Raw genomic sequence first — 20799 nt, forward strand, 5'->3', positions numbered from 1 at the left:
CCCGGCGTTACCATCGCTCCGCTTTCCTGACGATATCCCCCATGAATCCTTCCGCTTCAACATCCCGCCCACGCTGGTTCGTGCCGGGTGATCTCAACGGCTTCTTCGGCTTGGTGGTCGACAACCTGTCGATCCTCGGTTTCATCGCGATGGCGCTGGTCGGCATCTTCCAGTTCCCGGCCGATGTGGTGTTCGGCCGCATGTTCCCCGGCACTGCGTTCGGTGTGCTGATCGGCAACCTGATGTACACGGTGATGGCACGCCGCCTGGCTGCACGCAGCGGCCGTGATGACGTCACCGCGATGCCGCTGGGGCTGGACGCGCCAACCAGCATCGGCATGGCGCTGCTGGTGCTGGGCCCGGCCTTCGTCGGCTTCAAGCAGCTGGGCATGGACCCTCAGGCAGCCGCGATGGCGACCTGGAAGCTGGGCATGGCCTCGCTGGTGGTGATGGGCCTGCTCAAGCTGGTGCTGTCCTTCGTCGGCGATGCGGTTACCCGCCATGTGCCGCGTGCGGCGCTGCTCGGCTCCATCGGTGGTGCGGCGCTGACCCTGCTCGGCTTCCTGCCGCTGATCGAGAGCATGCGCCAGCCGCTGGTTGGCCTGGTCACGCTCGGCGTGTTGCTTTATGTGCTGGTTGCGCGTGGCGTGGTGCCGCTGCGTTTGCCGGGCGTGCTGTTCGCGCTGCTGGTTGGTGTGGTGTTGTATTACGGGCTGGGTGCGGCGGGCGCACTGACCGGCTTCCAGTGGCCGCCGGCCATCTCCTTCGCCGTGGCCTTGCCGCTGCCGACGCTGGGCTTCGTCGAAGGCCTGCCGTTGACCATGCCGTACCTGTCGCTGCTGCTGCCGTTCGGCTTGCTGATGGTGGTGGGCGGTATCAACGTGGCGGAGAGCGCACGCGCCGCCGGTGACGACTACCGCACCCGTGACATCCTGCTGGTGGAGGCCATCGCGACATTGATCGCCGGCGTCTGCGGTGGCGTCGCGCAGACCACGCCGTACATCGGCCAGCCGGCCTACAAGCGTCTGGGGGCGCGCACCGGTTACACGCTGCTGACCGGCCTGTTCATCGGCATCGGCGGCATGCTCGGCGTGGTCGCCGGATTGGTGCAGTGGCTGCCGGTGGCGGTGCTGGCACCGATCATCGTCTTCGTCGGCCTGGACATCACCGTGCAGGCCTTCCAGCAGACCAAGCGTGAGCACGCGGTCGCGGTCGCGCTGGCCTTCCTGCCGGCCATTGCCTACCTGATCAACATCAAGTTCGGCACCTGGGTGGCGCCGGATGCGGCGGCTGCGTTGTATGCGGCGGTCGATGGCCATGGCCTGTCGGATGTGGCAACGCTGCAGTTGCTTGGCAATGGTTTCATCATCTCGGCGATGATCTGGGCGGCAGCACTGGTGGCCTTGATCGAGCGTCGCGCTGGCGTGGCGGTGAGTCTGTTGTTCGTGGCTGCTGCGCTGAGTGCCTTCGGCGTGATTCATTCCACCGATCCGCGCGGCGGCATCTACCTGCCGTGGCAGCTGGAAGGCCTGCGCCAGGCCATCACCTTGCAGGTGAGCGCTGCCTACGCGGTGCTGGCGGTCGTGATCGGCCTGATGTCGCTGCAGAAACAGCGTTGATGCATGAGGCTTGAACCGCAGGGGAACCCGGCGGGATAAACAGGGTCACACCATCACATGCAATAAAGGTGCAAGTGATGCAGAAGCGCAAAGCAGTGTGGCCCTGGGCCGTGGTTGGCGTCGTCGCAGTTGGCGGCGCTGCATGGTGGATGTTCCGTGATGATGTGGCGCAGCTGCGGCAGGCAGCACCAAGCGTTGCTCCGCTGGTGGATAGTCCGGCTACACCGGCCATCCAACCGCCTGCTACGCCCGAACCAGCGGCCGAGCCGAAATATCCGCTCGACGTGGCTGCTGACCCGGCCTTGCCGGCTCTGGCCGACAGCGATGCCTCCGGCTGGCAGGCCTTGAACGGTTTGTTCCCGGCAGATGCTTTGGCCGTGCTGCTGCGTGAGCAGCTGATCCAGCGCGTGGTGGTGCATGTGGACAACCTGACGCAGCCTAGCCTGCCAGGGGTGGCGATGGCCGTGCGGCCGTTGCCAGGCGCGCTGCAGGTGGAGCAGGGCGGTGCTGGAGGTGAGCAGTTGGCAGCCGCCAATGCCACCCGCTATGCGCCTTACGTGGATGCTTTCACCCGTGCCGATGCGGGGGCGGTAGCGGCTGCTTACAAACGCTTCTATCCCTTGCTGCAGCAGGCCTACCGCGATATCGGTCATCCCGATGGCCATTTCAACGACAGGCTGGTGGCGGTGATCGACCATCTGTTGCAGACCCCCGAGCCGGCCCGTCCGCTGGCGGTGGAGCCTGACGGCAAGGGCCGCTATCGCTTCGTCGACCCGGCCCTGCAATCCCTGTCGATCGGGCAGAAAGCCCTGCTGCGCATGGATGCCGGGCAGGAACAGGCGGTGAAGCAGCAGTTGCGGGCCCTGCGCGCGGCGATCACGCGCGGCTGAGTGCTGCAGCCGCTTGCGTTGGATCAAGGTTGCGGCGACGGCAGCTGGTGATACTGGAAGCGGATCTCGATTGCAGCTGAACAAGGGCGCTATTCACCCTTGAATCACGCCGTTGCAACCGCATCTGAATCAATATCGCCAGCAATGCTGGCCTCCCAACTTTGAGGAAGAAGACCCATGCGGATGGACAAGCTCACCTCCAATTTCCAGAAAGCCTTGGCAGATGCCCAGTCGCTGGCGGTTGGCCGTGATAACAACATCATCGAGCCGGTGCATGTGCTCAGCGCGCTGCTCGATCAGCCCGGTGGCAGCAGCCGGCCCTTGCTGGCCCAGGCCGGCGTCAACGTGCCGGTGCTGCGCGAGCGGCTGACCGAGGCACTGGATGCGCTGCCCAAGGTATCCGGTCAGGCCGGCAGCCTGTCGATGGGCAACGATCTCAATCGCCTGCTCAACAATACCGACAAGCTGGCCCAGCAGCACAACGACCAGTTCATCGCCAGCGAGTGGTTCCTGCTGGCCGCAGTGGACGATGGCGGCCCGGCCGGCATGGCACTGCGTGCGGCTGGCGCCGACAAGAACAAAGTGAAAGCCGCGATCGACAAGCTGCGCGGCGGAGAAACCGTGCAAAGCGAAAACGCCGAAGAGCAGCGCCAGGCGCTGGAAAAATACACCATCGACCTGACCGCGCGTGCCGAAAGCGGCAAGCTCGACCCGGTGATTGGCCGCGACGAAGAGATCCGCCGCACCATCCAGGTGCTGCAGCGCCGTACCAAGAACAACCCGGTGCTGATCGGTGAACCCGGCGTGGGCAAGACCGCGATTGTCGAAGGCCTGGCCCAGCGCATCATCAACGACGAAGTGCCCGAGGGCCTGCGCGGCAAGCGCGTGCTCTCGCTGGACATGGGCGCGCTGATTGCCGGTGCCAAGTTCCGCGGCGAGTTCGAAGAGCGCTTGAAGGCCGTGCTCAATGACCTGTCCAAGAACGAAGGCCAGATCATCCTGTTCATCGACGAACTGCACACCATGGTCGGCGCCGGCAAGGGCGACGGTGCGATGGATGCGGGCAACATGCTCAAGCCCGCGCTTGCGCGTGGCGAACTGCATTGCATCGGCGCCACCACGCTGGACGAATACCGCCAGTACATCGAGAAGGATGCCGCGCTGGAGCGCCGCTTCCAGAAGGTGTTTGTCGGTGAGCCGACGGTGGAGGACACCATCGCCATCCTGCGTGGCCTGAAGGAACGCTACGCGGTGCACCACGGCGTGGAGATCACCGACCCGGCCGTGGTTGCCGCGGCGACCTTGTCGAACCGCTACATCACCGACCGGCAGCTGCCGGACAAGGCCATCGACCTGATGGACGAGGCCGCCTCGCGCATCCGCATGGAGATCGACTCCAAGCCGGAGGAGCTTGATCGTCTGGAACGCCGTCTGATCCAGCTCAAGATCCAGCGCGAAATGCTGAAGAAGGAGAAGGACGACGCCTCGCGCAAGCGCCTGGCCGATCTGGAAGCCGACATCGACACGCTGGAGCGTGAGTTCTCCGACCTCAACGAAATCTGGAAGTCGGAGAAGGCCGCGCTGCAGGGCGCAACCAAGATCAAGGAGCAGGTCGAGAAGGCCAAGCTGGATCTGGAAGCCGCACAGCGTCGCCAGGACTTCGCCAAGATGAGCGAGATCCAGTACGGCCTGTTGCCCAACCTGGAGAAGCAGCTGCAGGCCGCGCAGGAGATGGAGCGCAAGGACTTCAAGCTGGTGCAGGACAAGGTGACCGACGAGGAAATCGCCGAGGTTGTCTCGCGCTGGACCGGCATCCCGGTCAGCAAGATGCTCGAAGGCGAGCGCGACAAGCTGCTGCGCATGGAAGACATGCTGCACAACCGCGTGGTTGGGCAGGAAGAAGCGATCCGCGTGGTCTCCGACGCGGTGCGGCGTTCGCGTGCCGGCCTGTCGGACCCGAACCGCCCGAGTGGCTCGTTCCTGTTCCTGGGCCCGACCGGTGTTGGCAAGACCGAGCTGACCAAGGCGCTGGCCGACTTCCTGTTCGACTCGCCCGACGCGATGGTGCGCATCGACATGAGTGAGTTCATGGAGAAGCACAGCGTGTCGCGGCTGATCGGTGCGCCCCCGGGTTATGTGGGCTACGAAGAAGGTGGTTACCTGACTGAGGCGGTGCGTCGTCGCCCGTACAGCGTGATCCTGCTGGACGAAGTGGAGAAGGCGCATCCGGATGTGTTCAACATCCTGCTGCAGGTGCTGGACGACGGTCGTTTGACCGACGGCCAGGGCCGCACCGTGGACTTCCGCAACACCGTCATCGTGATGACCTCGAACCTGGGCTCGCACCAGATCCAGGACATGAGCGGCGACGACAGCCCGGAAGCCTATACGCAGATGAAGGCGGCGGTGATGGGCGTGGTGCAGGCGCACTTCCGTCCGGAGTTCATCAACCGCCTGGACGACATCGTCGTGTTCCACCCGCTGGACAAGCAGCAGATCAAGCAGATCGCACGCATCCAGATGCGTGGGCTGGAGAAGCGGTTGGGCGAGCGTGGTTTGCGCCTGGAGGTGTCGGATTCGGCCTTCGATGTGCTGGGCAATGTCGGCTTCGACCCGATCTATGGCGCGCGCCCCTTGAAGCGTGCGATCCAGGCCCAGCTGGAAAATCCGCTGGCGCAGAAGATCCTGGCCGGCGAGTTCGCCAGCGGCGACACCATCAAGGTGGAAGCCGGCGGTGGCGGCCAGTTGCAGTTTGGCAAGGGCTGAGAGTCGGAGCCAAAGCTGCAAAAGCTTTAAGCGCTGCCCTCACCCCAACCCCTCTCCCGCGCGCGGGAGAGGGGCTAGGTTTGCGGCGGCTCGTAGTGCACTGAGCCCCTCTCCCGTTTACGGGAGAGGGGCTGGGGTGAGGGGAAGCTTCTAGCTAGAGATGCACGCCTCAAAATGCATCAGCAAATAACGCCCCCTCACAAGTAACCCCTGCAACCGTCCACCGGTTGCCATCCATCCTCGGCTATCGTCAGCGGTCACTCCTTAGCGAGCACTCCGATGACCGACCCGCAGTGGAAGCCTGAAACCATCGCCGTGCACGGTGGCTATTCCCCCGATCCGACCACCCGCGCAGTCGCGGTGCCGATCTACCAGACCGTTGCCTACGCCTTCGACGACACCCAGCACGGTGCCGACCTGTTCGACCTCAAGGTGCAGGGCAATATCTATACCCGCATCATGAACCCGACCACCGATGTGCTGGAAAAGCGCATCGCGGCCTTGGAAGGCGGCATCGGTGCGTTGGCGCTGGCCTCGGGCCAGGCCGCGATCACCTACGCCATCCAGACCATCGCCGAGGCCGGTGACAATATCCTCGCCTCAAGCGCGTTGTACGGTGGCACCTACAACCTGTTCGCGCATACGCTGCCGCAGTTCGGCATCCAGACCCGCTTTGCCGACTACCGCGATCCGCAGGCGTTTGCGGCCTTGATCGACGAGCGCACCAAGGCGGTGTTCGTCGAATCCATCGGCAACCCGCGCGGCAACGTCACCGATATCGAAGCCATCGCCAGGATCGCGCATGCGCATGGTGTGCCGGTGATCGTCGACAACACTGTCGCCACGCCGTATCTGCAGCGTTCCTTCGATTTCGGCGCGGATATCGTGGTGCATTCCTTGACCAAGTATCTCGGCGGCCATGGCACCAGCCTTGGCGGCGCGATTGTCGATTCGGGTCGTTTCCCGTGGGCCGAGCACAAGGAGCGCTTCCCGCGCCTCAATACGCCGGATGTCAGTTACCACGGGGTGGTCTATACCGAGGCACTTGGACCGGCGGCCTTCATCGGTCGTGCCCGCGTGGTGCCGCTGCGCAACATGGGCGCGGCGATTTCACCGTTCAACGCATTCCAGATCCTGCAGGGCATCGAGACGCTGGCGCTGCGCATGGACCGGATCAACAGCAATACGCTGGCCGTGGCCAATTACCTGCAGAAGCACGCGAAAGTCGCCTGGGTGAACTACGCCGCATTGCCTGATCATCCGGAGCATGCGCTGGTGCAGAAGTATCTGCGCGGGCAGGGCTCGGGTGTGCTGACGTTTGGCTTGCCGGGCGGGCGTGAGGCGGGGGCGCGCTTCCTGGATGCCTTGCAGCTGTTTACGCGCCTAGTGAACCTGGGTGATGCCAAGTCCTTGGCTACGCATCCGGCGTCCACTACGCATCGGCAATTGGATGCGGCGGAGTTGGAGAAGGCGGGGGTGACGCTGGATACCGTGCGTCTGTCGGTGGGCATCGAACACATCGATGACTTGCTGGCGGATCTGGAACAGGCGTTGGCTGGGGCTTGAGTGGGCAAAAGCGGGGTTTGCTTGTTAGAAGCTTCCCCTCACCCCAACCCCTCTCCCGCGCGCGGTAGAGGGGCTAGTGCATTAGCAGTCGACGCGATCCGAGCCCCTCTCCCGCGTGCGGGAGAGGGGTTGGGGTGAGGGCAGCTTTCAGCTCTTACCAGGCAACCGTAAACCGCTGACCAACATGCTTCGGCGCGTCCAGCTCATCCACCACTGCCACCGCCAGATCCGCTGCACTGATCGTGCCCGGGCCATCGCCGGTGCTCAGCGGGGTCTCGCCGCCAACCCGGTACGTGCCGGTGCGCTCGGTCGCGCTGCCCGGATGGAAGGCAACCGGCGGGCTTAGCTGGGTCCACTCCAACGCCGTTTCATTGCGCAGCTCGGTCAGCGCATCACGGGCCGCACTGGCGCCGGGATAGATCGCGGCCGGGAAGCTGGGTGAGTCCACCAGCTGGCTGCCGTCCGCTGCGTACAGGCTGCCGGCACCGCCAATCACGATGTAACGCTTCACGCCTGCAGCCTTGGTGCCGGCCACGATCGCACGGGTGCCTTGCAGGAATTCGTTGTACAGGTCCGGGTTGGCCCAGCCGGCGTTGTAGGCGCTGATCACCGCATCGGTACCGGCAACGGCGGCGCGCACTTCATCGGCATTGCGCACGTCGGCCTTGACCACCTGCAGCTGCGGGCGGGCTTCCAGCTTGGCTGGGTCACGGACCAGTGCGGTCACGTCATGGCCACGGCTCAGCAGTTCTTCGAGTACGGCCTTGCCGACAAAGCCGGTGGCACCGATCAGGGCAACTTTCATGGGAACGTCCTTGGGGTGGGGAATGTGGCCAGTCTCCGCTGATGGTGGCCGTAGCGGCAGTCGCAAAAAATCACAATCACCTTGAAGTTGTGCTTCACAATGGCGGCACGGAGGTGGCCGATGGACAGTGTCAAACGGATGGCCTTGTTTGCCCAGGTGGTGCAGCACGGTTCGATGAGTGCGGCGGCGCGGGCGCTGGGCATGAGTACCTCGGCGGTCAGTCAGCAGGTGCGCGCGTTGGAGCAGGACGCTGGCGTGGCCTTGCTGCACCGTTCGACGCGGCGCTTGGCGCTGACGGATGTCGGAAGCCGCTACTACGCTGCCTGCGCGCGCCTGCTGGATGCAGCGGGCGAGGCGGAGGCCGAACTGTCAGCAGCCCGGCAGGCGCCCAGTGGTGAGTTGCGCCTGTCTGCGCCGCTGGGAATGGCCGCGCATATCGGCCCAGCCTTGGGCAGCTGGCTGCAGGAAAACCCACAACTGCGCCTGCACCTGTTCTTCGACGATGGCTGGACCGATCTGCTGCAGGCACGCATCGATCTTGCGCTGCGCTTCGGCCAGTTGCCGGACAGTGACTGGATGGCACAACGCTTGGGCAGCCTGCAGCGCTGGCCGTGCGCGGCGCCGGCATGGCTACAGCGGCACGGTGTTCCCGACGATCCGCTGCAGGTGCCGGCGGCCGAATGGCTGGGCATGGCGCAGGTGCCGGGGCTGGTCTGGCGGCACAGTGAAAGCGGCGAGGAGCGACTGGTGCCCGCGCACCCGCGTATCGCCAGCCAGAACCAGCCGGCGGTGCTGCGGCTGTGCGAGGCCGGATTGGGTGTGGCGGTGTTGACCAGCTTAGATGCCGCGCCGTTGCTGGAATCCGGTAGCCTGCAACGCTTGTTGCCGGAATGGGAGGTGCCAGCGCTGCCAGTCTGGGCGGTCACCCCGCATCGGCAGACGCAGCCGGCGAAAGTGCGCCAGGCCATTGTGCTGTTGCAGGATCACCTGGCGCGCCTGCCTGGGGCGGGGGCTGAGGTTGCGCAAGATCGGAAACGCCAGCGCTGAGCAGGCGCGCTGCAATAGCCCCACTTAAAACGGAGATGCCGCAATGAAAGCCAATGTCGCGCAGTTGCCACGCCTGGACCGGGTCATCGCTTGCCTGCAGCAAAGCATCGATATTGGCGGGCCGTTGCCGGATCTGGATGCATTGGCGGCCATTGCCCACTACTCGCCGTTCCATTTCCATCGTGTGTACCGCGCGCTGACTGGCGAAACCATTGGCCGCACCGTGCAGCGGCTGCGCGTGGTCAAGGCTCTGCAACGCTTGGCGCATAGCGATGCCAGCGTCACCGAGATCGCGCTGTTGGCGGGTTACGACACACCGCAGGCCTTGGCGCGGGTGCTGCGCGAAACCGTGGATGCCAGCGCCAGTGAGCTGCGGGAAGATCCCAAGCGCTTGGCCGCCAGTATCGAGCAGCTGTCACGGCCATTGCCGCCAGCCGAACAGCCCGCGCCGCTGAGCGTGGAGGTCGTCACACTGGAACCCTTCGAAGTGGTGGCACTGCGCGCGCGCGGGGCCTTTGACGACCTGGATGGTGTGTTCGGCGAACTGTTCGGCTGGGCTGTGGAGCAGGGCCTGATCGAGCAGTTGCAGCAACTGATCGGCTTGCCGCTGGGCGACCACCGGGAAGTGCCTGCCGAAGAGTTGCTGTTTGATTGCGCACTCGCGCTGGATACCGAATTGCCGGCGCTGCCGGAATCACTGCAGCGCCTGGTGCTTGGCGGCGGCCGCATGGCGCGGCTGCGCCATGTCGGAAGCTACTCGCTGCTGGAAGATGCCACCGACCAGCTGCTGCGCGACTGGTTGCCGGGTAGCGGCCACGCCCTGCGCGATGCACCGCTGCATTACCACTTCCTCGACGACCCGGAAGAAGTCCCCGAGGCCATTCTGCGTGCCGATATCTACGTGCCGCTGGCCGCCGGCTGAGGCATGCCCGGTCGCAGGCTGCGATACGGCGGGGTGGACATGATCATCTCCGCCAGTGAATAGGCCAGCTCGCGCTCGGCCATCACCGTGCCATCGGCGCCGTGGTCGAGCAGGTGCTTGACCTCGGCGTCGCTGTGGGCGCGGGCAAGCAGGGTCAGGTTGGGGTTGATGGCACGCAGCTTGGCCAGCACTTCACCCGATTCCAGTGGCTGCGGAATCGCCAGCACCGCAATCGTCGCGCGTTCGGGATGCGCTTCGGCCAGCACCTTGTCCGAAGCAGCGCTACCACGGATGCCGGGAATACCGGCAGCGTGCGCACGTTCCACATGCTCGCGGTTGTCGTCGATCACCAGCACCGGCACGCCGCGGTCACGCAGTACCTGTGCCAGCTCGCTGCCAACCCGTCCATAGCCGACCACGATGGCGTGGTCCTGCAGGTCCAGCGACGGACCTGGTGGGATTTCGGGCACTTCCGGTACCGGCGTGGTTTCCTTGTGGCGTGCCTGCCAACGGTCGAGCAGGCCGAACACCACCGGGTTGAGCATGATCGACACCAGTGCACCGGCCAGTACCAGCGACTGTCCGGTTGGCGGCAGGATCTTCAGCGCCACGCCGAGGCCGGCAATGATGAAGGCGAACTCGCCGATCTGCGCCAGCGAGGCGGAAATGGTCAGTGCGGTGCTCTTGGAATGGCCGAAGGCGCGCACGATGAAGAAGGCCGCAGCCGACTTGCCAAACATGATGATCAACACCGTTGCCAGCACCTGCCACGGGTGCTCGACGATGATCATCGGATTGAACAGCATGCCGACCGAGACGAAGAACAACACCGCGAACGCATCGCGCAACGGCAGCGAATCGTGTGCGGCCTTGTGGCTGAGCTCGGATTCGTTGAGCATCATGCCGGCGAAGAACGCACCCAGCGCGAACGACACGCCGAACAAGGCAGCGGCGCCAAACGCAACGCCCAAGGCAATGGCCAGTACGCACAAAGTGAACAGTTCGCGCGAACCGGTGCCGGCGACTTTCTCCAGTACCCACGGAATGACGCGGCGCCCGACCACCAGCATCACCGCCACGAACAGGCCCAGCTGCACGAAGGTCCAGCCGATCGAGGCCAGCAGTCCGCCGATGGACAATTCCTTGCTCGTTGCGTTGGGACCGAACACCTCGGCGATCACCGGCATCATCACCAGTGCCAGCACACAGGCCAGGTCTTCAACGATCAACCAGCCCACCGCGATCTTGCCGCGCTTGGTTTCCAGCAGACGGCGTTCTTCCATCGCCCGCAGCAGCACCACGGTGGAGGCGGTGGCCAGCGAGAAACCGAAGATCACGCCGTGCAGCACCGGCCAGCCCATCAGCGTTGCCACGCCCCAGCCGAGCAGGGTGGCGACCAGGATCTGGCCGATGGCGCCGGGGATGGCGATGGCCTTGACCTCCATCAGGTCCTTCAGCGAGAAGTGCAGGCCGACACCGAACATCAGCAGCATCACCCCGATTTCAGCCAACTGGTTGGCCAGCGCCTGGTCGGCGACAAAGCCAGGGGTGAACGGTCCCACGATGACACCGGCAATCAGATAGCCCACCAGCGGCGACAGCCGCAGTTTGTTGGCCAGGGCACCAAGCACGAAGGCCAGGCCCAAGCCAATGGCAAGCATGTTGATCAGGGCGGTGTCATGGTGCATCAGGGCTCGCTGGGTCGGGTGGGGGATGCCCCGATTCTAAAGGTGCTACCGGTGTACATGCGGCTAAATGCCGGAAATATCCGATATTTTTTTGGAATTGGAGGTTGCGATGGTCCCCTTGGAGGCCGCTCGCGATACCCCGGTCAGGTCGCACGAGCGGTCTGCCACGGCATCCTGGCCAGCACCGTGACAGCCGCCAACGCGGCAAACAACCAGCCACTCCAGATGATTCCGTCCATCCCCAGGACGCCGATGAGGCTGCCGCCCAGCGCGGCGCCCAGCACCACGCCGAGGTTGGCTGCGGAAACATACAGGCTGGTGGCGAACTCGGGTGCCTCTGGCGCGGCCGAGCTCATCCACATCTGGCTGACGATCAATCCGCTGGCGTGGGCTGCACCCCACAGCAGGCAGATCGGCAGCATGCCGGCCAGCGCCGGTGAGGCGAAGCGCAGCAGTACCGCATAGGCCGCCGCAAGCAGTACCGGATATGCCAGCACGGTCCAGCCAAGCTGGCGGTCCAAGGCGCGGCCTGCCAACAGGTTGCCGAGTACGCCGCCCACACCGAAGACGCCGAGCAGCAGGCTGATCGCCTCGCCGTCCAGCTTGGCTTGCCGGGCGAGGTATTCGGCCGCATAGCTGTAGACCGAGAACATCGCGGCGAACACGCACACCGCGGTTGCGATCGACAGCCACACCTTGCTTCGGCGCAGCACGGCCAGCGGATTGGCGATCATCGCCTGCGTTGCTCCACGCCCATCAGGCAGCTTGATCCACAGGCCGATGGCGGCCGCCAGATTCACCGCCGCGCAGAACAGGAATGGGGCCTCATAGGACAGCGCGGCTCCGACCCAGCTTGCCACCGGCACGCCCAGCACCAATCCCAACGTGGTGCCGGAGAAAGCTAATGCAGTGGCGTGCGCCGCCCGTTGTGGCGGGTAGAGCGCTATAGCGGAGGCAAAGGCCATCGAGAAGAACACCGGATGCAGCAGGGCAGAGGGCACACGCAGCGCCATCAATACCGCGAAGCTTGGTGCCCAGGCTGACAGCAGGCTGCACAGGCTGAAGACCAGCAAGGAGATCACCAGCACCTTGCGCCTGCCGAAGCGCCCAAGCCAAAGCACCATTGCGGGTCCGCATAATGCAACCACCGCAGCGAACAGCGCGACCAGCCAACCGGCCTGGGCCACGCTGATGGCATGACGCTGGATAATGGCGGGCAGGATGCCGACCATGCTGAACTCGACGGCATAAAGCCCGAACAGCCCCAGGGCAATGAAGAACAGCGCGCCGGACCTGTTCATGGCTGCGCCTCGCTGCGGTCGCCCAGCGCCGCCTCGGCTGCTGCAAACCCATGGCGCCTGGCAAGCCAGACCACCACCAGTGTTGCCAGCAAGAGCACCAGTAGCACCGGGGCGAAGGCGCTGACGCCCCATCGGCCAAGCAGCGCACCGCCGATGATGCCGCCACCGGCGATTGCCGCGTTCCAGGCAGTGACCAGCATGGATTGGGCGACATCGGCGGCATCCCCGGCGGTCTTTGCCAGCGCTGTCTGGAACAGGGTTGCGGCGCCGCCGAAGGCAACGCCCCAGGCCGCCACTCCTGCGTAGACCCCAAGCGGCGTCTCGTTGGCCAGTCCGAGTGCGAGTGCAGCCGCCCCGAACAGTACGATGCTGGCAAGCGTCAACGCGCGCAGGTGCTGGTCGACCAGCACGCCGACGATCCAGATACCCAGCAGTGAGGTCATGCCGAACACCAGCAGCACCAGGTCGGTGCGCTCGCCCAGGCCGGCGGCAGTCAGGAATGGCGCGATGTAGGTATAGAGGATGTTGTGTGCCAGTACGAAGCCCAGCACCACCAACAGCACCGGGCGCACGCCGACGATGGAGAGCACCTGCCGCAATGGCACGCGTTGGTTCGCCGACTGGCCGGCGAAGTCCGGCACCTTGAACCGTACCCACAGCATCAGCACCAGCGCCGACAGGCTCATCGCGCCAAAACAGACCCGCCAGCCCAGCAGGTTGCCGAACAAGGTGCCGGCTGGCACGCCCAACGACAAGGCCAGTGGCGTGCCCACCATCGCGATGGCGATGGCCTTGCCTTGCTGATGTGCCGGCACCATGCGCGCCGCATAGCCCGCCAGCAACGCCCACAACAGTCCGGCGGAAACGCCTGCCAGCAAGCGCGCCAGCATGGTCAGTGCGTAGCTGCCGGAGAACGTGGTGACGGTGTTGGCGATGGCGAAACCGGCGATTGCCGCCAGCAGCAGCGGGCGACGGCGTACACCTTGGGTGGCGCTGGTCAGTGGAATCGCCGCCAGCAGCGAACCGATGGCGTAGATCGTCACGGTCTGCCCGATCCATGCTTCGGACACGCCGAGGCCACGTGCCATCTGTGGCAGCAGGCCGGCCGGCAACGCTTCGGTGAGGATGGTGATGAACCCGGCCATCGCCAGCGCCAGCAATGCGCCAAATGGCAGGCGTGCAGAGTTTGCGGCACACATCAACGTGGCTCCACTGCAGCGTAAACCGCATCGCGCAGATCAGTGACGAAGCGCCCCGACATGCCTTCGTACAAGGTGTTGGTGAAGGCCACCACGCTCAGTCCCTGTGCCCGGTCCACGAACCAGGAGTGGCCGTAGGCACCGCCCCAGCGCCAGGTGCCCGGCGATTCCGGTGTGGCAGCCAGCGTCGGGTCGCGCAGCACCGAGAAGCCGAGGCCGAAGCCGAATCCCGGTGTGCTGGGCAGTTCCAGGCCAGCAGCCTGGTCGCGACCCATTTCGGTGATCAGTCCGGCGGGCAGCAGGCCATTGCCGCCTGCACGCAGTGTTTCCAGCAGGCGCAGCAGATCGCCGGCGGTGCCTGCCATGCCGGCACCCGCGGACGGGAAGGCCTGTGCATCGAAGATACGTGCCGGGCTATAGGTGATGCCGATGGCGCCATCGAAGGGCGAAACAATCTCACCTTCGGCCAGCAGGTGTGGCTGCGGGGTGTCGCATACATAGGCAGTTGCCACGCGTTGCGGGTCGGCGGCGACGAAGCCGGTATCGCCCATGCCCAGCGGACCGGTCAGCAGCTGCTGCACGGCCTGCTGCAGCGGTGTGCCATGGATGCGTTCGATCAAGGCGCCCAGCACATCGGTTGCCAGCGAATAGCCCCAGGCGCTGCCGGGCTCGTATGCCAGCGGTACTTCGGCGATGCGACGCAGGTTTTCCTGCAGGCTGATGCCGGAGGCATCCATGCCGTCGGAGACACCGGCCCGTGCATACGGACCGTGCGCATCTGCTTCGAAGAAGCGGTAACCCAGGCCGGCGGTATGGCTCAGCAGCTGCCGCGCGCTGATCCGTGCGGGACGGCCGTCGGCCAATCGCGGCCGGAATTCCGGCAGCCAGCGTTCGATGCCGGCATCCAGCTCGAGTTCGCCCTGTGCCACCAACACCATGGCCGCAGCGGAAACGATGGGCTTGCTGACCGAAGCCAGCCGGAACACGGTGTCCACCCTCATCGGGCGCGCGCTGGCGCGGTCGGCGAGGCCGCTGGCCTGGCGGTGGATCAGCTCGCCGTTGCGGGCAACCAGCACCACGGCGCCGACTAGGCGTTGTTCGTCCAGTGCCTGCTGCACGACGGTCTGGATGGGAGCCAGAACCGGGTCAGGCGTGGCAGTTGAAGGTAGGGGAAACGCGGGGATCGTCATTGCGGCTGACTCGATGGAAAGGGCAGGCGGTGACGATAGGAATCCCTTGATTGAAGAAAAAGCAGGCTGCAGTTCCGTGATACGCGGAATAAAATGTCCGCAATCAAACGGGCGGCGGATCATGGACAGCCTCAACGGCTTCGTGGTGTTTGTGCAGGTGGCCGAGACGCGCAGTTTCGTCGCGGCCGGGCGTGAGCTCGGGGTGTCGGCCTCGGCGATCGGCAAGAGCGTGGCGCGGCTGGAAGAGAAGCTGGGTGTGCGCCTGTTCCATCGCAGCACCCGCAGCGTGACCCTCACCGCCGAAGGCACGCTATTCCTGGAGCGCAGCCGCCGCATCCTGGCCGAGATAGATGCCGCCGAGCTGGAACTGTCGCAGGCCAGCGCGGCGCCACGCGGACGCCTGCGGGTCAGTCTGCCCTTGGTCAGTTCACTGATGCTGCCGGTGCTGGGCGAGTTCATGCGTGCGTATCCGCAGATCGAGCTGGATCTGGACTTCACCGACCGCATGGTCGATGTCATCGAGGAGGGCTTCGATGCGGTGGTGCGCACCGGTGAACCGGCTGATTCACGCTTGTCGGCGCGTCGTCTGGACCGCTTCCATATGCGGCTGGTGGCGTCGCCGGACTATCTGGCGCACCGTGGCGTGCCGCAGACCCCGGCCGACCTTGAGCAGCACAGCTGCCTGCACTATCGCTTTCCCAACAGCGGCAAGCTGGAAACCTGGGTGCTGCGGCGCGCAGCCGGCGAGGTCGAGCTGCAACTGCCGACCTCGATGATCTGCAACAACATCGAGACACGCGTGTGCTTCGCGCTGCGCGGGCTGGGAATTGCCTATCTGCCGGATTTCGCCATTCGCGAGCCGCTGGCAGCGGGGCTGCTGCAGCCCATCCTGGTCGATCAGGTCGGCGGCGAGGGTGTCTTCAATGTGCTGTGGCCGGCCAGCAAATACCCCTCGCCGAAGGTGCGGGCATTGGTGGATTTCCTCTGTGCGAAGGTGTTTCCGGAGGCTGGTTGAGGCGGATCATCAGGCTGCAACGCTTCGCCCCCGGGTAGCGGCCATGCGGCACAAAGAAAAATGCCCCGGTTTCCCAGGGCATCTTCCTTTCACGACGTCGAACCGGTTTTACCAGGTGTAGCTGATGCGGCCGTAGACGTAGGCGCCGTTGAAACCATACGGGGAGTAGTTGCTGTACGGCAGCATGCCCCAGGTCGAGTTCTGCAGGTCGGCGGTGCGATCCGGGTACTGGTCCAGCAGGTTGTCCGCACCCAGGGTCAGCTTCCAGTTCTCGCTTGGCTTGAAGCTGGCCGAGGCGTCCAATACCCAGCTGGCGTCATAGGTCTGGTCGCGGGCAGCAGTGGCCGAGTTGCGCACGGTGAAGCTGCCATAGCGGGTGGCCGACAGGCCGAGTTCCCAGCGGTCCGAGCGCCAGGTGCCGCTGACGATGGCCTTGTCACGCGGGAAGCTGTCCTCGATGCGGCCGATTTCGTCGCGACCGATCAGCGACTGGGTGATGCCCAGGCTGCCGAACACCGCCGGCGAAGCGATGAACTTCTTCACCTCGGTTTCGTTGTAGCTGTAGGCAGCGGTCAGCTCCAGATTGCTGGCAGCAAACGGGATGGTGTAGCTGGACACCGCATCGACACCGCGGGTGCGGGTGTCCACGCCATTGGTGAAGTAGGAGAACGCGGTGACCTGCGGCAGCCCCAGTCCGGCCAACAACGCGTTGGCGGCGGCGTTGGTGGTGATGTTGGTGGACAACACGATGCGATCGTCGATATCGATCTGGTACGCATCGACGGTCAGGTACAGGCGCTCGACCGGCTGCACGACCAGGCCAATGCTGTAGGAGGTGGAGCTTTCGGCTTTCAGCGGGCTGGCACCCAGCGCCTGTGCGGCACGGCTGGTGGTGGGGAAGGTGCCACGGTCAACGAAGTTGCCGTTGATGATGGTGCTGGTTACTGCCTGGTAGCTCTGCTGGGCCAGCGACGGTGCGCGGAAACCACTGGACGCGGTGGCACGCAGCGCGACCTTGTCGGTGAAGGCGTAGCGGGCCGACAGCTTGCCGGAGAACTTGTCGCCGAAGTCCGAGTAATCCTCGTAGCGACCGGTCAGGCCAGCGGAGAACTTCTCGGTCAGGTCGGCTTCCAGCCCGGCATAGACAGCGTAGTTGTTGCGGTCGTTGTGCACTTCGTTGGTCGGGGTGAAACCGCCAAAGCCCTGCGCACCGCTGCCGGTATAGGAGTTCAGCTCACCGGCGTTCTGTTCCCACTTCTCACGGCGGTATTCACCACCGAAGGACAGCGTGACCGGGTAGGCCAGGCCCCAATCCAGCGACTTGGTGAGGTCGGCATTGAAGATGTCCTGCTGGTACTTCAGCGTGCCGTCGTAGAACGAGGTCGGGCTGTTCACGCCCAGGCTGTAGTTGATGCTGTTGCGGGTGTGGAAATCCAGGGTGTTTTCACCGTGGTTGACGCTGACATCCCAGGTCCAGCCGCTCTCGGTATTGCCCTTGACGCCGGCCACCAGCGAGCGGTCCTTGGAGTACTGGTTGATCTGCGGCACATAGCCGTCCGGGTAGGTCTGCGCCAGCAGCGCGGTCTGGCCGCTGTGGTTGGGCGAACGGTAGAACGCGAACGAGGTGATGTCGCGGTTGCTCAGCAGCGCGCTGGCGTAGGCACTGACGTTGTCGCTGAAGTTGAAGCTGGCGTTGGCCGAGGCGGCGGTGGCATCCACGCGCGGGTCGCCGACCACGAAGGTCTTCTCGCCGATGGAGGGGAAGTTGCCGGTGTTCGGCGTAGTGCCGCGATACGGACCGGCGCGGTTGCTCTCGTCCTGCTGGCTGACCTGGCCAGCGAAGTGCACACTGCCGCGGCCATCGGCGAAGCTGACGCCGGTGTCGCCGGAGAGCTGGTACTTGTTGCCGTCACCGGCCGAGTACTGGCCGTAATCCACGGCCAGGCTGCCGCCCTTGCCGCTGCCCTTGAGCACGATGTTGACCACGCCGGCGATGGCGTCCGAGCCGTACTGGGCCGAGGCGCCGTCACGCAGCACTTCCACGCGCTCGATGGCGGCGATCGGAATGGCGTTGATGTCTACTGCGGAAGAACCACGGCCAATGCTGCCGTTGACGTTGATCATCGCCGAGGTGTGGCGGCGCTTGCCGTTGACCAGCACCAGCACCTGGTCAGGCGAGAGGCCGCGCAGCTGCGCCGGGCGGATGCCGCTGGTGCCGTCGGTCAGGGCCGGGCGCGGGAAGTTCAGCGAGGGCAGGGCGCGCGACAGCGCGGTGGCCAATTCGCCGGTGCCGGTGGACTGCAGCGCTTCCGGGGTGATGATGTCGATCGGCGACTGCGATTCGGCCACGGTGCGGTCGGCCACGCGGGTACCGGTGACGATCACGGTATCCAGGGTATTGGCGGCGGACTGGGCGAGGGCGGGGAGGGCCGGGGTGCCAAGGGCGATGGCAATGGCGACGGCGAGGGTGCTGGACGTGCGATTCATCAGGTTGCAGCTCCGGTATTGAGTGGCGGCATCGGCGGCGCGTGGGGTTCGCGGCTGTTGCGGTGCGCCATCAACGAATTAATGGAATTTTTACCTCGTGTCAAACCGGATGACGCAGCTAAATTGTTGCTTTTGAAAGCTTTTTCAGTTCAGCAAAGGCGATTTGGCAATGCGAGTACTTGCTCCTTGTAGGGCAACACCGTTCAGGCGCGTGCGATATCAGGAGGTGAGTCAAGTATTGGTTAACGTTAGAATTGCGTCGCAGGAATGCTGCTCACATGCACATTCCTTTTCGTTATAACGGACCTATTCATGATTTCCCTTCGTAATTTCGCCCTTCGCCGGGGCGAGCGCCTGCTGTTGTCCAACGTAGACCTCACCCTGCATGCCGGCTATCGCGTAGGCGTGGTGGGCCGTAATGGCGCAGGTAAATCCAGCCTGTTTGCCGCCGTGCGCGGTGAATTGGAGGCCGACAAGGGCGATGTGTCGCTGCCCGGCAAGATCCGTATCGCCGACGTGGCCCAGGAAACCCCGGCGCTGCCCGACCGCGCCATCGACTTCGTGCTCGGTGGTGACGACGTGGTAGCAGCGGTGTTGCAGGAAGAAGCCGCAGCCGCTGAGCGCGAAGACTGGGAAGCGGTCGCCAACGCGCACCAGAAGATGGCCGAGCTGGGTGCCTATGACGCCGAGGCGCGCGCCGGCAAGCTGCTGCATGGCCTGGGTTTCCCGGCCGAGACGCATGATCGTCCGGTGTCGGCGTTCTCCGGTGGCTGGCGCGCACGCTTGAACCTTGCCCGCGCGCTGATGATGCCCAGCGACCTGCTGCTGCTCGACGAACCGACCAACCACCTGGATCTGGACGCGGTGTACTGGCTGGAGCAATGGCTGCTGAAGTACCCGGGCACCTTGCTGTTGATCTCGCATGACCGCGAGTTCCTGGACAACGTCGCCACCCACACCCTGCATCTGCACGGCGGCGGTGCCAAGCTCTATCCGGGCGGCTACACCGATTTCGAACGCCAGCGTGCCGAACACCTTCGCCAGCAGCAGATCGCGCACGAGAAGGAACAGGCCGAGCGCGCGCATCTGCAGAGCTTCATCGACCGCTTCAAGGCGCAGGCCAGCAAGGCCACCCAGGCGCAGAGCCGGATGAAGCGCCTGGCCAAGATGGCCGGCACCGAGGCGGTGCGCGCCGAGCGCGAATTCCGCATCGAGTTCTCGCCGCCGGCCAAGCTGCCGTTCTCGCTGATCCGCCTCAACGACGTCACTGCCGGTTACGGCCCGGACGCGGTGATCCTGGACAACGTCGGCTTCGGCCTGGAAGCCGGCCAGCGCGTCGGTCTGCTCGGGCCGAACGGTGCGGGTAAAACCACGCTGGTGAAATCGCTCGTCGGCGACCTGCCGTTGCTTGGCGGTGACCGCATGGCCCACCCGGACCTGCAGATCGGTTACTTCGCCCAGCACACGGTGGAATCGCTGCACGCCGGCATGACGCCGATGGATCACTTCCGCGAGATCTCGCCCGATGGCGTCAACCAGTCCTTCCGCGACTTCCTCGGCAAGTGGAACTTTCCGGGTGACCGTGCGTTCGAGACGGTCGATGGTTTCTCCGGTGGCGAGCGTGCGCGTCTGGCGCTGGCCCTGATCGCCTGGCAGCAGCCGAATGTGCTGCTGCTCGACGAACCGACCAATCACCTTGACCTGGAAATGCGCGAAGCATTGGCCGAGGCGCTGGCGCTGTTCGAAGGTGCGATCGTGATGGTGTCGCATGACCGCCATCTGATCGGTCTGGTCTGCGATACGTTCTGGCGTGTGGCAGACGGTGTGGTTGAGCCGTTTGCCGGGGACCTCGACGAGTACGCACAGTGGCTGCGTACCCGCGCCAGCGCGCAGGGTTCACGCAACAAGAGTGATCGCCAGGAAAAGCCTGCAGCTGCCGCACCGGTTGCACAGGTGGCTGCGGTCAAGCCGGCATCGAACAAGAAGCCGGTCAACCCGCACAAGCTGGAAGCAGCCGAGAAGAAGGTTGAGCAGCTGGGGGCAGCGCTGGCTGAGGTGGATGCGCAGTTGGCCGATTCCGGCAACTACGCCGACGCAGCCAAGATGGCCAAGCTCGGCAGCGAACGCGAAGTGCTGGTACAGCAGCTGGAGCAGGCCGAGGCGGCGTGGATGGAGATGCTTGAGGACTGAGCGTCGCAGGCCGCGAAGCGATGCCACTGTAGAGCCGCGGCCGGGTGCGGGTTGGGTGTGCGGGGGGCCGGCGTGCGGGACAGGGGGGGGCGCGCAGGCCGGGGCCGACGGCCG

14 protein-coding genes are annotated in these 20799 nt (G+C 64.9%); 8 read left to right on the forward strand and 6 right to left on the reverse strand.

All coding sequences use genetic code 11. The features are described 5' to 3' along the window. Positions 1 to 41: 41 nt before the first annotated feature. From ACVOMF_RS11580 to ACVOMF_RS11595, 4 genes are all read left to right on the forward strand, one after another. Positions 42 to 1619 carry a hypothetical protein gene (locus ACVOMF_RS11580; RefSeq protein ID WP_481509427.1) on the forward strand — a complete coding sequence of 526 codons (1578 nt, stop codon included), beginning with the start codon at positions 42 to 44 and terminating at the stop codon, positions 1617 to 1619. Between the two features lie 77 nt (positions 1620 to 1696). Next, positions 1697 to 2509 carry a DUF3014 domain-containing protein gene (locus ACVOMF_RS11585; protein ID WP_481509428.1) on the forward strand — a complete coding sequence of 271 codons (813 nt, stop codon included), beginning with the start codon at positions 1697 to 1699 and terminating at the stop codon, positions 2507 to 2509. Between the two features lie 177 nt (positions 2510 to 2686). Continuing rightward, complete coding sequence (gene clpB / locus ACVOMF_RS11590; RefSeq protein ID WP_282269276.1) at positions 2687 to 5275, forward strand: ATP-dependent chaperone ClpB; 2589 nt, start codon at positions 2687 to 2689, stop codon at positions 5273 to 5275. Between the two features lie 279 nt (positions 5276 to 5554). Then, positions 5555 to 6841, forward strand: a complete 1287-nt coding sequence (locus tag ACVOMF_RS11595) for an O-acetylhomoserine aminocarboxypropyltransferase/cysteine synthase family protein (protein WP_481509429.1) — start codon at positions 5555 to 5557, stop codon at positions 6839 to 6841. Positions 6842 to 6995: 154 nt separating this feature from the next. On the opposite strand, the gene ACVOMF_RS11600 is transcribed toward ACVOMF_RS11595, so the two are convergent. Then, positions 6996 to 7646 carry an NAD(P)-dependent oxidoreductase gene (locus tag ACVOMF_RS11600; protein WP_481509430.1) on the reverse strand — a complete coding sequence of 217 codons (651 nt, stop codon included), beginning with the start codon at positions 7644 to 7646 and terminating at the stop codon, positions 6996 to 6998. A 120-nt stretch (positions 7647 to 7766) separates the two neighbouring features. Here ACVOMF_RS11600 and ACVOMF_RS11605 point away from each other — a divergent pair, with 120 nt between their 5' ends. Both ACVOMF_RS11605 and ACVOMF_RS11610 read left to right on the forward strand, forming a co-directional pair. Continuing rightward, positions 7767 to 8693, forward strand: a complete 927-nt coding sequence (locus tag ACVOMF_RS11605) for a LysR family transcriptional regulator (RefSeq protein ID WP_481509431.1) — start codon at positions 7767 to 7769, stop codon at positions 8691 to 8693. Positions 8694 to 8736: 43 nt separating this feature from the next. After that, a complete protein-coding gene (locus ACVOMF_RS11610; RefSeq protein WP_481509432.1) occupies positions 8737 to 9615 on the forward strand; it encodes an AraC family transcriptional regulator in 879 nt (292 codons plus the stop codon). Here the strand turns inward: ACVOMF_RS11610 and ybaL are convergent. From ybaL to ACVOMF_RS11630, 4 genes are all read right to left on the reverse strand, one after another. After that, positions 9591 to 11303, reverse strand: coding sequence for a YbaL family putative K(+) efflux transporter (gene ybaL, locus ACVOMF_RS11615; RefSeq protein ID WP_481509433.1), 1713 nt, complete (start codon positions 11301 to 11303; stop codon positions 9591 to 9593). The genes ACVOMF_RS11610 and ybaL overlap by 25 nt on opposite strands. 143 nt (positions 11304 to 11446) lie before the next feature. Then, the gene (locus ACVOMF_RS11620; RefSeq protein WP_481509434.1) at positions 11447 to 12604 is read right to left on the reverse strand and encodes an MFS transporter; all 1158 of its coding nucleotides are present in this window, start codon (positions 12602 to 12604) and stop codon (positions 11447 to 11449) included. Beyond that, positions 12601 to 13803: an MFS transporter gene (locus ACVOMF_RS11625; protein WP_481509435.1), complete on the reverse strand. Its 1203-nt coding sequence runs from the start codon at positions 13801 to 13803 to the stop codon at positions 12601 to 12603. Before ACVOMF_RS11625 ends, ACVOMF_RS11620 begins: the two co-directional genes overlap by 4 nt. Further along, positions 13803 to 14993, reverse strand: a complete 1191-nt coding sequence (locus ACVOMF_RS11630; protein ID WP_481509436.1) for a serine hydrolase domain-containing protein — start codon at positions 14991 to 14993, stop codon at positions 13803 to 13805. The genes ACVOMF_RS11625 and ACVOMF_RS11630 overlap by 1 nt, the downstream gene beginning before the upstream one ends. Positions 14994 to 15114: 121 nt before the next feature. On the opposite strand from ACVOMF_RS11630, the gene ACVOMF_RS11635 reads away from it, so the two are divergent. Then, positions 15115 to 16008, forward strand: coding sequence for a LysR family transcriptional regulator (locus ACVOMF_RS11635; RefSeq protein WP_481509437.1), 894 nt, complete (start codon positions 15115 to 15117; stop codon positions 16006 to 16008). A 108-nt stretch (positions 16009 to 16116) separates the two neighbouring features. Here the strand turns inward: ACVOMF_RS11635 and ACVOMF_RS11640 are convergent, their stop codons facing one another. Then, a complete protein-coding gene (locus ACVOMF_RS11640; protein WP_481509438.1) occupies positions 16117 to 18495 on the reverse strand; it encodes a TonB-dependent receptor plug domain-containing protein in 2379 nt (792 codons plus the stop codon). 312 nt (positions 18496 to 18807) lie between these two features. On the opposite strand from ACVOMF_RS11640, the gene ACVOMF_RS11645 reads away from it, so the two are divergent. Then, positions 18808 to 20685, forward strand: a complete 1878-nt coding sequence (locus ACVOMF_RS11645; RefSeq protein WP_481509439.1) for an ABC-F family ATP-binding cassette domain-containing protein — start codon at positions 18808 to 18810, stop codon at positions 20683 to 20685. Positions 20686 to 20799 lie beyond the last annotated feature (114 nt).

The sequence above is a fragment of the Stenotrophomonas sp. STEN022 genome (assembly GCF_056760155.1).

Coding starts and splice junctions, on each gene's coding strand:
- ACVOMF_RS11640 (WP_481509438.1), bottom strand. CDS start 18,495: ATGAATCGCACGTCCAGCACCCTCGCCGTCGCCATTGCCATCGCCCTT.
- ACVOMF_RS11625 (WP_481509435.1), bottom strand. CDS start 13,803: ATGTGTGCCGCAAACTCTGCACGCCTGCCATTTGGCGCATTGCTGGCG.
- ACVOMF_RS11645 (WP_481509439.1), top strand. CDS start 18,808: ATGATTTCCCTTCGTAATTTCGCCCTTCGCCGGGGCGAGCGCCTGCTG.
- ACVOMF_RS11610 (WP_481509432.1), top strand. CDS start 8,737: ATGAAAGCCAATGTCGCGCAGTTGCCACGCCTGGACCGGGTCATCGCT.
- ACVOMF_RS11605 (WP_481509431.1), top strand. CDS start 7,767: ATGGACAGTGTCAAACGGATGGCCTTGTTTGCCCAGGTGGTGCAGCAC.
- ACVOMF_RS11600 (WP_481509430.1), bottom strand. CDS start 7,646: ATGAAAGTTGCCCTGATCGGTGCCACCGGCTTTGTCGGCAAGGCCGTA.
- clpB (WP_282269276.1), top strand. CDS start 2,687: ATGCGGATGGACAAGCTCACCTCCAATTTCCAGAAAGCCTTGGCAGAT.
- ybaL (WP_481509433.1), bottom strand. CDS start 11,303: ATGCACCATGACACCGCCCTGATCAACATGCTTGCCATTGGCTTGGGC.
- ACVOMF_RS11630 (WP_481509436.1), bottom strand. CDS start 14,993: ATGACGATCCCCGCGTTTCCCCTACCTTCAACTGCCACGCCTGACCCG.
- ACVOMF_RS11585 (WP_481509428.1), top strand. CDS start 1,697: ATGCAGAAGCGCAAAGCAGTGTGGCCCTGGGCCGTGGTTGGCGTCGTC.
- ACVOMF_RS11595 (WP_481509429.1), top strand. CDS start 5,555: ATGACCGACCCGCAGTGGAAGCCTGAAACCATCGCCGTGCACGGTGGC.
- ACVOMF_RS11635 (WP_481509437.1), top strand. CDS start 15,115: ATGGACAGCCTCAACGGCTTCGTGGTGTTTGTGCAGGTGGCCGAGACG.
- ACVOMF_RS11620 (WP_481509434.1), bottom strand. CDS start 12,604: ATGAACAGGTCCGGCGCGCTGTTCTTCATTGCCCTGGGGCTGTTCGGG.
- ACVOMF_RS11580 (WP_481509427.1), top strand. CDS start 42: ATGAATCCTTCCGCTTCAACATCCCGCCCACGCTGGTTCGTGCCGGGT.